Consider the following 12,243-nt stretch of genomic DNA (forward strand, 5'->3'; position numbering starts at 1 on the left):
AATTTGGATATTATATTTGAAATTCTAGCAAAAACAAAATTATCAATACGATGGCAAAAGCAATTGAAATTACTGACGCTAACTTTGAAGAAATATTAAAATCAGACAAGCCTGTTTTGGTGGACTTTTGGGCAGAATGGTGCGGTCCATGCAAAATGATCGGCCCAATCGTGGAAGAATTGGCAGGTGATTATGAAGGAAAAGCCGTAGTAGGCAAAGTGGATGTGGACTCCAACCCAGCTGTAGCTTCAGCCTTGGGCATCAGAAGTATTCCTACTTTGATGTTCTTCAAGGGAGGTCAGATTGTTGACAAGCAAGTGGGTGCTGTTCCTAAGGCTATTCTTGCTCAAAAATTGGATGCAGTTCTCTAAAAGAAAAATTGCTATAAAAAAATAATCCCGAAGCGAATGCTTCGGGATTATTTTTTTATAGTACCTTGACTTTGATGCTTTTGTAATAAATAACACTTTCAGGATCATGGGCCTGAATGGCAAATGTACCTTTATCAATTCTTTTCTCCCCTGCATTGGCAGGTCTGTTTCCATCTTTGGACTCCACATATTCCATCACAGTTTTTCCATTCAGTTTGACTGTTACATGGTCACCTTTGACAATGATATGGGTAGTATACCACTCCCCATCCTGTACATATGTTTCCTTTACATCATTGAAGGAATAAAGACTGCCTGACTTCCTCCAGTCTCCATGGGTCTGATTGACCTGAACTTCATATCCTTTGTCAGGCCATCCTTTTTCTTGGTAAACAGTATGGAAGAATATCCCAGAGTTTGCTTTGGGCATGGTCTTCAGTTCCACCATAAGTTCAAAATCTTTAAATACCCCTCCATTTACCTCACCTGTATAGAAGGCGTGGGCGCGTGGCCCATCGATTTTGATGATACCCTCTTCTATTGAAAAAGAATCGGGATTCTCGGAAATTTTCCACCCATCCAGGTTTTTTCCATTGAACAAAGGTATCCATCCGTCCTGCGCATGGACTGCCAGTGACAAGGATAGCAACAAAACAAAGACCGTTAGTTTTTTCATCTTAAATTGTTTTTAGGTATATGTTAATTGGTTTGTAAGATTCATTTCTTGCCCCTTTATTACCCATTATTCATTCTTCATCCCATCCGAAATCCACCTTTAGAACCTTCCTCCTACTCCCTTACCAAATGTGAAACCCCACCGGAAACGATAAATTTCATCACATCGGCACTTCTGATGTTATTAAGAATCCTTACATTTTCTTTAGGCACCAAATAGAGGTTACCAGAGAAATTATAACTATGGGGGAAATAAATGGCCACCAGATTTTCCTCTTCAATTACTCCCAGATCCTCCTGGGTAATAAAGCCCAATCTCGAGATATTTTCCGACATTTTGACAATCACAGGAGTATTGAATTTTTTTTTGTCCCCCACAAAAGCTGACATTAAATCCTTGATACTGGTATAAAGGATATTGATCAAAGGAATTTTAAACACCCATCTTTCAAAAATCTCAAATAATGGTTTTGTGATGAAAATACTTGCCAAAAAACCAATAAAAGTAACAAAACTAAGCATGATCAAAATACCAAGACCAGGTATAGGGATAGGCAAGATTCCATCCAAAAACTGAATAATCAGCACTATTACATAAATGGTCAAAGCTATGGGAACGACAAAAAGTAGCCCACGAAAGAAGTATGTTAGAATTCTCCGGTAAGTAAAAACCATAGTTCAAATAAAGCTTAATGGAATGACAATTAAAGTTACGAAAGAAAAAAATAAAGTGTGTTAAATAGTGCATCTAACAATAAAAAGTGGCCAAATTTTCATTTGACCACCTTTAATCTCTGCAAAACGTTCAACCAAACACTAAAAAGAAAAGCCTGTCCCGCTAACCGGGCTCTTATCCCCAAAAATTGTTCTTAGATAGGGGCAAGTTAGGAAGATTAGTAATCTTAAAAAATACCCTGTACAGGGTATTTTTCAATAAGAATCTATGATGTCCTGTGAAATAAGTCTATATATCTCAGCTACTTGCTCATTATAATTGAGAAATTGGTAATGAGTTTCCAAAGTGTTGAGATCTGTACGGACAGCGGGACCGGTCTGAGCCTTTTTTGCACCCAGTTCAAGGCTTTTACTTATTGTTTCAATGATCAGAGGTTTCAGCATTTCATAATCCAATCCCTTTCTAGCCATTATTTCCTCGGCCAATCGCAACATGTGATTGGAAAAATTGCTTGCAAATACAGCCGCAACATGCAAGGCCATCCGGTCTTTAGACTTGACTATATATTGATGAGGCGAAAGGCTTTTGGCCAATTTTTTAAGTTTCTGCAAAGTAGTAGCGTCTTCCGACTCCAATAAAAAGGGAACATCTTCAAAACTGAGTTCTCTGTTTTTGGTAAAAGTTTGAAGTGGGTAAAAAATCCCAATATAAGATGCAGAGCTATACCCTAGAATATCTAAGGAAACCGATCCCGAAGTATGTACCAAAATACTTCCCTCTGGTAAAATAACTTCATCAGCCAATTCCGAAATAGCTTGGTCACTGACCGCCAAAATGAAGATTTCTGCTTCGGAATCTGAAAAATCCAGATCTGTTTTAGCTTCAGCAGTATAGAGCCTGTTTGTCACTTGTTGGACTTTGTCAAGGTCTCTGCCATATACTTCAGTCACCGTATGTCCCGCTTCTTCCAAAGCCGGTGCCAAATGCCAGGCAACATTTCCAGTACCTAATAGTGCAACTTTAAACTTCATATCTGAAAGATAAAAGATTTTTGACCGATTCTAAAAGGCATTAAAAAACCCCAGAAAGTTCCAGGGTCCTATTTTTTAAGATTTCAATATTCCAAGCCTTTATCTCTCATTTTCCTGAATTCATCATATCTTCTGTAAATCGCAACACAGAACCCAAACAACATGATGATAGTTCCTGCCCAAAGAATATTGATCTGCGGCTTGATAATGGCCTTCAATACAACATAATCCTTTTGGTACCTGTTTACCTTAAATGAAAACTGATTGGATTCAGGAAGAATGTTATCAATTTCGACTTTTACTCCCAATTCATTGTCTATTGCTGGAATTTTCCCTACCTGATTGCCTCTGATGATAAAGATAGGTTCTAAAATTTTCTCAATATCATAATCCATCACCACGAGCTTGGCTTTTACCGCCACATCCCCATCTCTAAGGTCTACCCCTTCAATTTGGTTAAGAACTTCTCCTCCTTGAAATTCTGTAACAAAGTCAGAGATAAAGAAGGTTTCACCAGGAGCCACTTCAAAAAACTCATCTTCTCTCCATTCTGGATCTTCAAAATCATTGATTGCAGAAACAAAGGTATAGAGATCCTTGTCAATAAACCTTCTGGAGTCGGGAGAAGAAATCAAGCCCATACTGGTATTGAATTGGGACATTGGATTCAGTGTAAACTGGTATTCTTCACCTTTATAGTAATCGATTTGGAAATAATCATTTTCTTCAAGGACAATCGGTACTCTCTCTCCTTTTTCATAAAAGGTCTTACCTCTGTAAACGATATCCCCTAAAGCGATGGCCTCATTCACATTGTCAGTAGATTTTAGTAAATTTACATTGACAAGTCCCGGAACTCCTTTAACTTTTTTCTGCCTACCTCTATAAATGGCAGTATATTCTTTAATTTGAGTCGGTTTATTTATCCAAAGAAGTACATGCTCCTTATTCAGTTCATCTTCCCAGGCATTACTGTAAGTAAGACCTGACATATTGAAGGAAATGACCTGAGAATATCCAGAAGAAAACATCACCCCAATTAGGACCATTCCCAAACCGATATGAGCCAAAGAACCTCCTGCCAGTTTGAAGGTGGATTTTTTGATTAAGCGATACAAAATGGTAGAATTGGCCACTATAGTAAAAGTACTCGCCAACACCACAACGATATAGGAAATATCGTATACTTTACCAAAAACAATAATGACAGCAGAAAGGATTACAGCAAGCACATAAGGCATTACCAATGCCTCTCTTAGAGCTTTGGCATCCATCTTATTCCACCAGAAGTACTGCCCTACAGCAGACAATAAGGCAACAGTCACAGCAAACCAAAGTTGGAACTTGGTATAAAAACCAACCTGATCTGCCGGAGGCGCCATATTGGAAATTCCACCAAAGCTTTCCACAATTGCATTCCACACAGGAATGGAGGTTGGAAGAATCACCTGAAAGGCCATCAAAGCCAAGGTAATCGCTCCAATAAATATCCAAAATTCACGGGAATACACAGAAGCTTCTTTCTCTGAAGAAGGGATATGTTTCCAGTGTCTCGCGGCAAGGTAAACCGCAACAGCAAGGAAGAAAAGCATGTAAATCAAAAGCTGCCCGGATAGACCCAAATCAGTAAATGAGTGAACTGAAGAGTCCCCCAAAACACCGCTTCTCACCAGAAAGGTAGCATATAGAACCAAAATGAAAGTAGCGATGATCAGGACAATTGAAGACTTTAATGCGGTACTACTTTTCTTAAAAGTAATCATGGTATGGATTCCCGCTACCAAAATTAGCCAGGGAACATACACTGCATTTTCGACAGGATCCCAATTCCAGTAGCCCCCGAAGTTCAAGGTAACATATGCCCAATAGGCACCCATAATGATACCCATGCCTAAGACCATGGCCGAAAACTGGGCCCATGGAAGTGCCGGACGTACCCACTCAGTATATTTTCTTGTAGCTAAGCCTCCAATCAAAAAAGCAAAAGGCACCAATGTGGTAGCATACCCTAAGAATAGTGTGGGAGGATGAATTACCATCCAGATATTTTGTAACAATGGATTCAGACCAGTACCATCTTCAGGTACAAAATCCGGATTGATCTGAAAGACCGGAGCGCTAACCGCATCCCTCAACAGTATAAAAGGGGAGCTCCCAATTTTAAGATCTCCGATTACCACTCCCAAAATCATGGAAACCAAGAATGCCTGTACCAAGGCAAATACCACCATTACAGGGCCTTCCCAGGCTTTATTGGTCCTTATCAAAACCAGACCCAACAACACATTCCAAACTATCCATAAGATAAATGAACCTTCCTGACCTTCCCAAAAACTGGAAATCATGTAGTGTACAGGCAGTGCTTTAGAGGAATGGGAATAAGCATAAAAATATTCAAAGCGATGGCTGTAAATGATTTCAAATAATGCCAGGGCAATCGTAATACCTGCTGCTGAATGGATATAAAAAGCAAGTCTGCTGAAACGCTGCCAGGTTTTCTTTTCAAGTTCGGGAACTACTGTAAACTGGTAATAGCCAAAAGCAGTCACCAAGGAACTTACAAAAGCCAGGATAACTGCAAAATGACCCAAATTACCTATGAAGGTATTTATCATGTTCTTTTTTGATCAATAAGGTTTTTAGGAATTACATACCAGCTGTGCTGACCTCATTTTCCTGATATTTGGAAGGGCACTTCATCAGGATTTTGTCTGCAACGAATAGGTCTTCGTTTTTGTAAGAACCAATGACCACTACTTGTTCTGCCCTGGCAAAATCCGGTGGGACTGGTTCATTATAAAACACTTTCTGCTCAGTTCCATCATTGTCTACCATCATGAAATAGAAAGATGTTTTGTCAGCATTGACTTCTATACCTTCCACAGCACCGGCAGCACTCTTTTTAAGCTCACCCACCACATGGATGGCCTTATCTTCCCCTTTCATTTTCATCGCTTTGGCGGTTGCAAAACTTTCATAAGTACTTGCATCCCCAATCATGGATACAATGATGATGATCGCCACTGCAATAACCCCAAGTCCTATCAGATGTCCTTTTTTCATAGTATTTTCAATTTGCCTAAACGAAAAACAATTAATCTCCCCAGATCATTCCTGAAGCAGTTTTTCAAGTTTGGCGACTTTTTTGTCTGTGTTGATGATATAAACCAATATTCCAGCAAACACGATCCCAATGATACCTACTAGCACATAAATTTTACCTTCAGATCGCATGACATCGGCCATTTCCACCCTGGAATTTTGGTAATCCGCTTCTGTAATTTCAATTTTCTCCTGAGCTACAGCCTGAAGGCTAAAAACCAGGAACAAGATCAATAACCACTTTTTCATTTAATAATTTCATTTATGGTAAACAGTGCTGCTACTTAAGATTTTCCTTCTCATGATACCTGGTTGATCAGCCTGTCTTCAATTTTCCTTTCCACTCTCCTTAGCCTTACACGTACGGAACTTATCCAGGTTCCCAAAAGCGTCCAACCGATAATAGCCGGATAAAACACTATTCTTAATTTGCTGTCCAAATCATAGGCATTAAAACCTGGATTCCCTCCATTTCCCGGGTGCAAACTATCTGTCAATCTTGGCAACACAAATATCAATGGGATAAAGGCTGCAAAAGCAAAGATATTGTACACTGCACCAATTCTGGCTCTTTGGTGTACATCATTTAAGGAGTTTCTCAGCACCAGATAGGCAAAATACATCAATAAGCCAATGGCGGAAGCGTTCTGCTTTGGATCTCCTGACCAATAATCTCCCCATGTAAACTTCGCCCATAGCATACCGGTCACAATCCCCAATACGCCAAAAAGTATGGCTGCATTGGTGAATTCAATTGCCATATCGTCATGATTGAGATCGTTGGTTCTCAGAAACTTGATACTGTAAACCACCGCTACCACCAACATGATGATCATACCAAACCACATGGTCACATGGAAATGTAAAGCCCGAATTGTTTCATTCAATATAGGAAGCCTAGGTACATCAAGAAGAAGTCCAGCTGTCAGGGTATAAGCAAGTAAGGCTACAGCTAAGATTTTCCACCAACTATTTCTCATGACAGGATTTTGCTAATTCAAGCGCAAAAATAAGGCATAAGTTCCTGATTCCTGTGCTTTTTATGACATAAGTTATCGAATGTTTTACCGGCACTTACAAAAAGGGCTTTTTTAAAGAATAATAGTTGGGCCATGTGTTTCATAAACCAGCCGAAACTTTCATTACACACTAAACCCAAATTATAGATTAGAGTTCTTAGGGAGAGGTCATAACACAAAAGAATCAGGCATTTAGCAAGTGAAACATAGTCATCTCTATGATGAATGAACTAAATGCATTGAAACGATTGATTATGTCCGCCACAGCGGATGACCTCGTATTAACTTGTGCGCAGTAGTGTAGAAATTCTTATGCATATTTCGGGTTAAATTACATTTGCCTACTCGCTTTTAACTAGCAGCTTGGCATTCAAAGAAATCCGGCCAAATAATCACCAATGGCTGTTTTAGATGCTGCAAATAAACTTCCACAACTCCCCCACCTGGAGACAAATGAACATTTTCCACTTGCCAGATGGGATAAGTCCTGATATTATGCCCTTCATGAAATCCTATTAACCGGCTACTGATGCGGATTATTCCTTCCATATCCTATTGATAGCTCCTACATTTTTCCTCACCTTATTGGACTTCCATGAATCCATAAACCTAAGTATCAATAAAAGATAAAAGAAATATCAAAAAGTGGGTACGGAAAGGAAAGGATTGTGGTTTGGATTAAACATGAATTCTAAGGCAATTTTTTACGTGGCACTGAGTTCCAAAATTAAAAAAGTTGTGGAAAGTATTAGAAAGATCCGGAATACATTGAACCCTAAATCAACTAAGTAGGTCAGTGATAGGAACGAACGTGAAGAAAATGTCCAGCGGACATTTTTAGTGAGGGGCCAGGATGCAGAGCAGGAATAAGATCCAAGGAAAAAGGCAAAAGTGAGGTTTAGTCCGGGCCAGCTCCGGCCTTGCGCGCTGATAGGTTTCCGCCGTCTTGATTTTTTTGGTTTCTTTTTGGATCAAAGCCTGTCCCGGAGAAATCCGGGAACAAAAGTAACTAAAGTAAGTAACCTTACAGACCTCCTCAATCAGCTTGATTCAGAATTTCGGTTTTTTTAACTAATAAGCTCAAGTTAGATGGAATTCAAGCATTTTGTCTAACTATTGAACCAAATAAGTAAATTCCCAGCCTTAGTTAATTCCTAATCATTTATTCTTCATTTTACATTCTAACTCCTCCACAGATACGGAAACAAAATGTAAGCCGTAACAGCGACAATGGCATTGATGGCCAAAAGGGTGAGGACTTTATCCATGCTGACCGACCAATCCAACCCATCAATTGCATTTTTGGATACCCTGATCGCCATCAATAATATGGGGATAATCACAGGGAAGCTCAGGATGGCCATTAAGGTGGCGTTGTTGCTTGCTTTGGAAGCGATACCGGAAACCATAGTCAGACAGGCTGAGAAACCCACCGAACCCAAAAGTAAATTGAGCACAAAAAGTCCCTGGTCCTGAACCGGATTACCAAGAACCACACTGAAAACCAAATATCCCAACATGGCCAAAACCAAAGTCAAAAGCGTATTGTACAGCATTTTGGAAATGATAATGGCTTCGGGAGATGCTATCATGTAGTAATACAGTTGCCGACCTTGATGCTCTTGCACAAAACTTTTGGCTACCGCATTAACCGCTGAGAAAAGAATAATGATCCAATACAGGGCGTTCCAGGTGGGCACAGCAATATTCCCTTGCTTGGCCCCCACACTCAGGTAAACGATAAATACTGCCGAGACCACATATAGCAAAATCCCATTCAGGGCATATTTCTGACGCCATTCAAGGGTGAATTCTTTTAGCATTAAAGTCCGGATCTGTCGAAGCATGTGGATCAATTGAAGTTCAAAGTTAAGGTTTGAAAAATAGAATTTAATAGAAATATAATGGAAATAAGGTTGAAATAGAGTGGAAATATTGTTTGAAGACGATTAGGATCCAGGGGTTAACCTGGAGTGCGCTTCGAATTTCATAACTACTGCAGGGAATGTTTTGAATCTGCTGAGTATGCCTTTGGGTACTTTTGAAAAAAGTGACCTGGAACTTCGTTTCTCTCTTAACCTTCTCCCTGAAATAGAACATATTTCAAATTCATTTCACATAGCATATTTCCACTTTATTTCACCATAGGTTTATTTCTACCTTATTTCACCCAAGGTATTTTTCTTTCATACTGCCAAAATGACATTTTTCACCCTTTGGAACGGGCATTGATATGGCTGTATTGTCAAAAATGTTTATCAGTAACTTAAATTCAATATAGCTATGCAGGAAAAAGGTACCATCTCGATACATACCGAGAATATCTTCCCTATCATCAAGAAGTTTTTATACTCTGACCATGAGATTTTTCTCCGGGAATTGGTTTCCAATGCGGTAGATGCCACCCAAAAAATCAAAAGATTGGCCCAGCTTGGACAGTACAACGGGGAGCTTGGAGATCTGACTGTTGAAGTGTCATTTGACAAAGAAAAAAAGACCATCACCATTTCTGACAAAGGTCTGGGGATGACAGCTGATGAGATCAAAAAATACATCAATCAGATCGCCTTCTCCGGAGCTACAGAATTTGTCGAAAAATTCAAAGATGCCAAAGACGCCAATGAGATCATCGGAAAATTTGGTCTGGGATTCTATTCTGCCTTTATGGTGGCCAAACAGGTAGAAATCAACACCCTGTCCTATCAAGAAGGCGCTGCCTCTGCCAGATGGACCTGTGATGGAAGCACGGAATTCGAAATTTCAGCAGGTGACCGAAAAACCAGAGGTACAGATGTCATCCTGCACATCAATGAGGATTCTGAAGAGTTCCTGGATAAGTGGAAACTTCAGGGTATCCTAGACAAATACGCCAAATTCCTTCCTGTACCGATCAAGTTTGGCACCAAAACAGAAAGTGTGGAAGATGGCGTGGATGACAAAGGAGAGAAGAAATGGAAGTCCGTGGAAGTGGACAACATCATCAACAATACCAGCCCCATCTGGACCAAGTCTCCCAACGACCTGAAAGATGAGGACTATCTGGCTTTCTACAAAGAACTTTATCCTTTCAGTGAAGATCCATTGTTCTGGATTCACCTGAATGTGGACTATCCTTTCAACCTCACAGGGGTGCTGTACTTCCCTAAGGTGAAAAATGATTTTGAATTCCAGAAAAACAAAATCAAACTCTTCAGCCGTCAGGTATTCATCACAGATGAAGTCAAGGACATTGTTCCTGAATTCCTAATGCTGCTGCATGGGGTTATTGATTCGCCGGATATTCCTCTGAACGTATCAAGAAGCTTCCTACAAGCGGATGGTAATGTGAAGAAAATCAACAACTATATCACCAAAAAAGTAGCTGATAAATTGGCTGAGCTTTACAAAAAGGACAGAAAAGTCTATGAAGAGAAATGGAATGATATCGGACTTTTTGTAAAATATGGAATGATCTCTGAGGAGAAATTTGCTGAAAAAGGTAAGGATTTCGTCTTGTTGAAAAACACCAAAGGAGAATTCTATACCTTGCCTGAATACAAGGAAAAAGTAAAAGCCTTTCAGACCGATAAAAACGAGCAGGTGGTTTACCTATATGCTACCGATGTAGCCAAACAGGACGCCTTTATCCAGTCTGCCAATAAAAAAGACTATGATGTCCTGGTGATGGATTCTCCCATTGACAACCACTTTATCCAGCACTTGGAGATGAAGGAAGAGAAAACTTCACTGAAGCGTGTGGATGCCGATGTGGTGGACAAACTCATCCAGAAAGAGGCCGGCTACGCCAATCTCCTGAATGAGGAGCAATCCAAAAAGGTGAAGGAAATCTTCGAGAAAGCCATAGACAGCAAATCATACACGGTGGAAGTAGAAGGCTTGAGCCCTGAAGAAATGCCGGTTACTGTGACCATGGAGGAGTTTATGCGCAGGATGAAAGAAATGGCGCAGATGGGAGGCGGCATGGGCTTCTATGGCGCTATGCCGGACAACTACAAAGTTGCCATCAATGGCAATCATCCTTTAATTGATAAGATTCTGAAAGCAGAAGCCGAAGAAGATCAGACCAAGCTGGCCAAGCAGGCATTTGACCTGGCACTCCTGGCCCAGGGCCTACTTACAGGAAAGGATCTGACTGCTTTTGTGAAGCGCAGTGTGGAATTGATTTAATTCAGGCATCATCCCTTGAGGTTTTACCAACCTCGAGGGATTTTGTCAGACCCAAAAACCCTTGAGTGCCCAATGGTACAATCAAGGGTTTTTTATTTGTCAGACTTCAGTTCATCAGGAGTGAAATAAATTTACATTTTTCCTTAAAAAAAATCACAAAACACAAGGACATCTTCATTATTACTTACGTCATAGCATAAACCAAAGTCTTATGCGCTACTTTTTACTCCTTTTTTTTCTTTTCTTTTCTGTCCGGTCTGCGGCACAAGTGTCCAATGAGGATAAACCATCGGTGTTGCTCTACCCGGAAGTTTATGAAGTAATCCACCTCCAAAATACATTGGAAAGCCAAAATTTGATTGCTGAAAAACTGGGTGATTCAAAGCAGGTGTTTTGGAAAACTTTGGAAAAAGAAATCATCTTAATTAAAGTCCATGCCTCGAACCTGGATGCTAAAAATCCGGATAAAAGTCTTGAGCTTCTTCTTAAACCATCTCCAGAGTTCAACATTATATCCAGCAAGCGCTACGGAAGAGAATACCTGCCTCAGGCTTATGTTTGGTGTCTGAACAACAGATAATATGCTTGTCTCCTTTTGTTCTCATTTGTCAATTTCCCGATTTCCAGGAAAGGTCGTAGTTCATAATTAAAGAGCTATGGCCGTTCAAGAATAGACAAAAATCATCATAATTACCTTCCCAACAGCAAAGTTTTTCCAGTTGGAATGGATTGGTGAAAATCAGAAAATCACAGCCCCAAATGAACCAACTATTACAACCCCTACAACAATTACAACCTCCTGGTGGACTGAGAGACAATCTTACTAAAATTGACTAAAAATCTATTTAAGTACTTGTGTAACTACTTACCCAACAACTTCCTTACCCCCTCCAAAATCTCCTTGAAGCCTTCTTTGAAATGTTCGGCCGAGGCGGAAAGATTAGGCTCCATTTCCTCTTTCTTCTCATTATAGAGTTTTTCGACCTTCTCTTTACCTTTTTGGAATTCATCCTCCAGGGTGGTCCGTTTTTCTTTCAGGTCTTTGATTTTCTTTTCGATTTCTTCCTTGGCTTCACCCCCCACTTCCTTACCTTTTTCGATTAATTCTTCTATTTTAGTACCGATGTCCTGAAGTATAGCTTCTACTTCCTCAAAACCTGTTTTTTTCTCAGACATAAAGCGAATTATTTAGTAAACAACCA

At 39.9% G+C, this 12,243-nt stretch carries 13 protein-coding genes; 3 read left to right on the forward strand and 10 right to left on the reverse strand.

Annotated features, from left to right (window positions below; genetic code table 11):
- The first annotated feature begins 50 nt into the window (after nucleotides 1–50).
- Nucleotides 51–371, forward strand: coding sequence for a thioredoxin (gene trxA / locus CLV48_RS08415; protein ID WP_106566830.1), 321 nt, complete (start codon nucleotides 51–53; stop codon nucleotides 369–371).
- 55 nt (nucleotides 372–426) lie between these two features.
- Here the strand turns inward: trxA and CLV48_RS08420 are convergent, their stop codons facing one another.
- The 9 genes from CLV48_RS08420 to CLV48_RS08460 form a co-directional block, all read right to left on the reverse strand.
- On the reverse strand, nucleotides 427–1,047 hold the full coding sequence (locus CLV48_RS08420; RefSeq protein WP_106566831.1) for a 3-keto-disaccharide hydrolase: 621 nt from the start codon (nucleotides 1,045–1,047) through the stop codon (nucleotides 427–429).
- Nucleotides 1,048–1,160: 113 nt separating this feature from the next.
- Complete coding sequence (locus tag CLV48_RS08425) at nucleotides 1,161–1,721, reverse strand: DUF502 domain-containing protein (protein ID WP_106566832.1); 561 nt, start codon at nucleotides 1,719–1,721, stop codon at nucleotides 1,161–1,163.
- Between the two features lie 255 nt (nucleotides 1,722–1,976).
- Nucleotides 1,977–2,753 (reverse strand): Rossmann-like and DUF2520 domain-containing protein, encoded by a 777-nt coding sequence (locus tag CLV48_RS08430; protein WP_106566833.1) that lies wholly within the window; start codon nucleotides 2,751–2,753, stop codon nucleotides 1,977–1,979.
- A gap of 83 nt (nucleotides 2,754–2,836) precedes the next feature.
- Nucleotides 2,837–5,368 carry a cytochrome c biogenesis protein CcsA gene (ccsA, locus tag CLV48_RS08435; protein ID WP_106566834.1) on the reverse strand — a complete coding sequence of 844 codons (2,532 nt, stop codon included), beginning with the start codon at nucleotides 5,366–5,368 and terminating at the stop codon, nucleotides 2,837–2,839.
- Nucleotides 5,369–5,399: 31 nt separating this feature from the next.
- Nucleotides 5,400–5,816: a cytochrome c maturation protein CcmE domain-containing protein gene (locus CLV48_RS08440; protein WP_106566835.1), complete on the reverse strand. Its 417-nt coding sequence runs from the start codon at nucleotides 5,814–5,816 to the stop codon at nucleotides 5,400–5,402.
- Between the two features lie 45 nt (nucleotides 5,817–5,861).
- Nucleotides 5,862–6,104, reverse strand: coding sequence for a CcmD family protein (locus CLV48_RS08445; RefSeq protein WP_211299919.1), 243 nt, complete (start codon nucleotides 6,102–6,104; stop codon nucleotides 5,862–5,864).
- A gap of 50 nt (nucleotides 6,105–6,154) precedes the next feature.
- Nucleotides 6,155–6,835 (reverse strand): cytochrome c biogenesis protein CcsA, encoded by a 681-nt coding sequence (ccsA, locus tag CLV48_RS08450; RefSeq protein WP_106566836.1) that lies wholly within the window; start codon nucleotides 6,833–6,835, stop codon nucleotides 6,155–6,157.
- A gap of 390 nt (nucleotides 6,836–7,225) precedes the next feature.
- Nucleotides 7,226–7,423: a hypothetical protein gene (locus tag CLV48_RS08455; protein ID WP_106566837.1), complete on the reverse strand. Its 198-nt coding sequence runs from the start codon at nucleotides 7,421–7,423 to the stop codon at nucleotides 7,226–7,228.
- A gap of 632 nt (nucleotides 7,424–8,055) precedes the next feature.
- Entirely contained in the window at nucleotides 8,056–8,721 is a 666-nt protein-coding gene (locus CLV48_RS08460) for a heme exporter protein CcmB (RefSeq protein WP_106566838.1), read from the reverse strand.
- 436 nt (nucleotides 8,722–9,157) lie between these two features.
- Here CLV48_RS08460 and htpG point away from each other — a divergent pair, with 436 nt between their 5' ends.
- Nucleotides 9,158–11,041: a molecular chaperone HtpG gene (gene htpG / locus CLV48_RS08465; protein WP_106566839.1), complete on the forward strand. Its 1,884-nt coding sequence runs from the start codon at nucleotides 9,158–9,160 to the stop codon at nucleotides 11,039–11,041.
- Between the two features lie 211 nt (nucleotides 11,042–11,252).
- Nucleotides 11,253–11,621, forward strand: a complete 369-nt coding sequence (locus CLV48_RS08470) for a hypothetical protein (protein WP_106566840.1) — start codon at nucleotides 11,253–11,255, stop codon at nucleotides 11,619–11,621.
- A 281-nt stretch (nucleotides 11,622–11,902) separates the two neighbouring features.
- On the opposite strand, the gene CLV48_RS08475 is transcribed toward CLV48_RS08470, so the two are convergent.
- The gene (locus CLV48_RS08475; RefSeq protein WP_106566841.1) at nucleotides 11,903–12,217 is read right to left on the reverse strand and encodes a hypothetical protein; all 315 of its coding nucleotides are present in this window, start codon (nucleotides 12,215–12,217) and stop codon (nucleotides 11,903–11,905) included.
- Nucleotides 12,218–12,243: the final 26 nt, after the last annotated feature.

Source organism: Cecembia rubra (assembly GCF_003014575.1).
GTDB classification, from domain to species: Bacteria; Bacteroidota; Bacteroidia; order Cytophagales; family Cyclobacteriaceae; genus Cecembia_A; species Cecembia_A rubra.

Coding starts and splice junctions, on each gene's coding strand:
- trxA (WP_106566830.1), top strand. CDS start 51: ATGGCAAAAGCAATTGAAATTACTGACGCTAACTTTGAAGAAATATTA.
- CLV48_RS08420 (WP_106566831.1), bottom strand. CDS start 1,047: ATGAAAAAACTAACGGTCTTTGTTTTGTTGCTATCCTTGTCACTGGCA.
- CLV48_RS08425 (WP_106566832.1), bottom strand. CDS start 1,721: ATGGTTTTTACTTACCGGAGAATTCTAACATACTTCTTTCGTGGGCTA.
- CLV48_RS08430 (WP_106566833.1), bottom strand. CDS start 2,753: ATGAAGTTTAAAGTTGCACTATTAGGTACTGGAAATGTTGCCTGGCAT.
- ccsA (WP_106566834.1), bottom strand. CDS start 5,368: ATGATAAATACCTTCATAGGTAATTTGGGTCATTTTGCAGTTATCCTG.
- CLV48_RS08440 (WP_106566835.1), bottom strand. CDS start 5,816: ATGAAAAAAGGACATCTGATAGGACTTGGGGTTATTGCAGTGGCGATC.
- CLV48_RS08445 (WP_211299919.1), bottom strand. CDS start 6,104: ATGAAAAAGTGGTTATTGATCTTGTTCCTGGTTTTTAGCCTTCAGGCT.
- ccsA (WP_106566836.1), bottom strand. CDS start 6,835: ATGAGAAATAGTTGGTGGAAAATCTTAGCTGTAGCCTTACTTGCTTAT.
- CLV48_RS08455 (WP_106566837.1), bottom strand. CDS start 7,423: ATGGAAGGAATAATCCGCATCAGTAGCCGGTTAATAGGATTTCATGAA.
- CLV48_RS08460 (WP_106566838.1), bottom strand. CDS start 8,721: ATGCTTCGACAGATCCGGACTTTAATGCTAAAAGAATTCACCCTTGAA.
- htpG (WP_106566839.1), top strand. CDS start 9,158: ATGCAGGAAAAAGGTACCATCTCGATACATACCGAGAATATCTTCCCT.
- CLV48_RS08470 (WP_106566840.1), top strand. CDS start 11,253: ATGCGCTACTTTTTACTCCTTTTTTTTCTTTTCTTTTCTGTCCGGTCT.
- CLV48_RS08475 (WP_106566841.1), bottom strand. CDS start 12,217: ATGTCTGAGAAAAAAACAGGTTTTGAGGAAGTAGAAGCTATACTTCAG.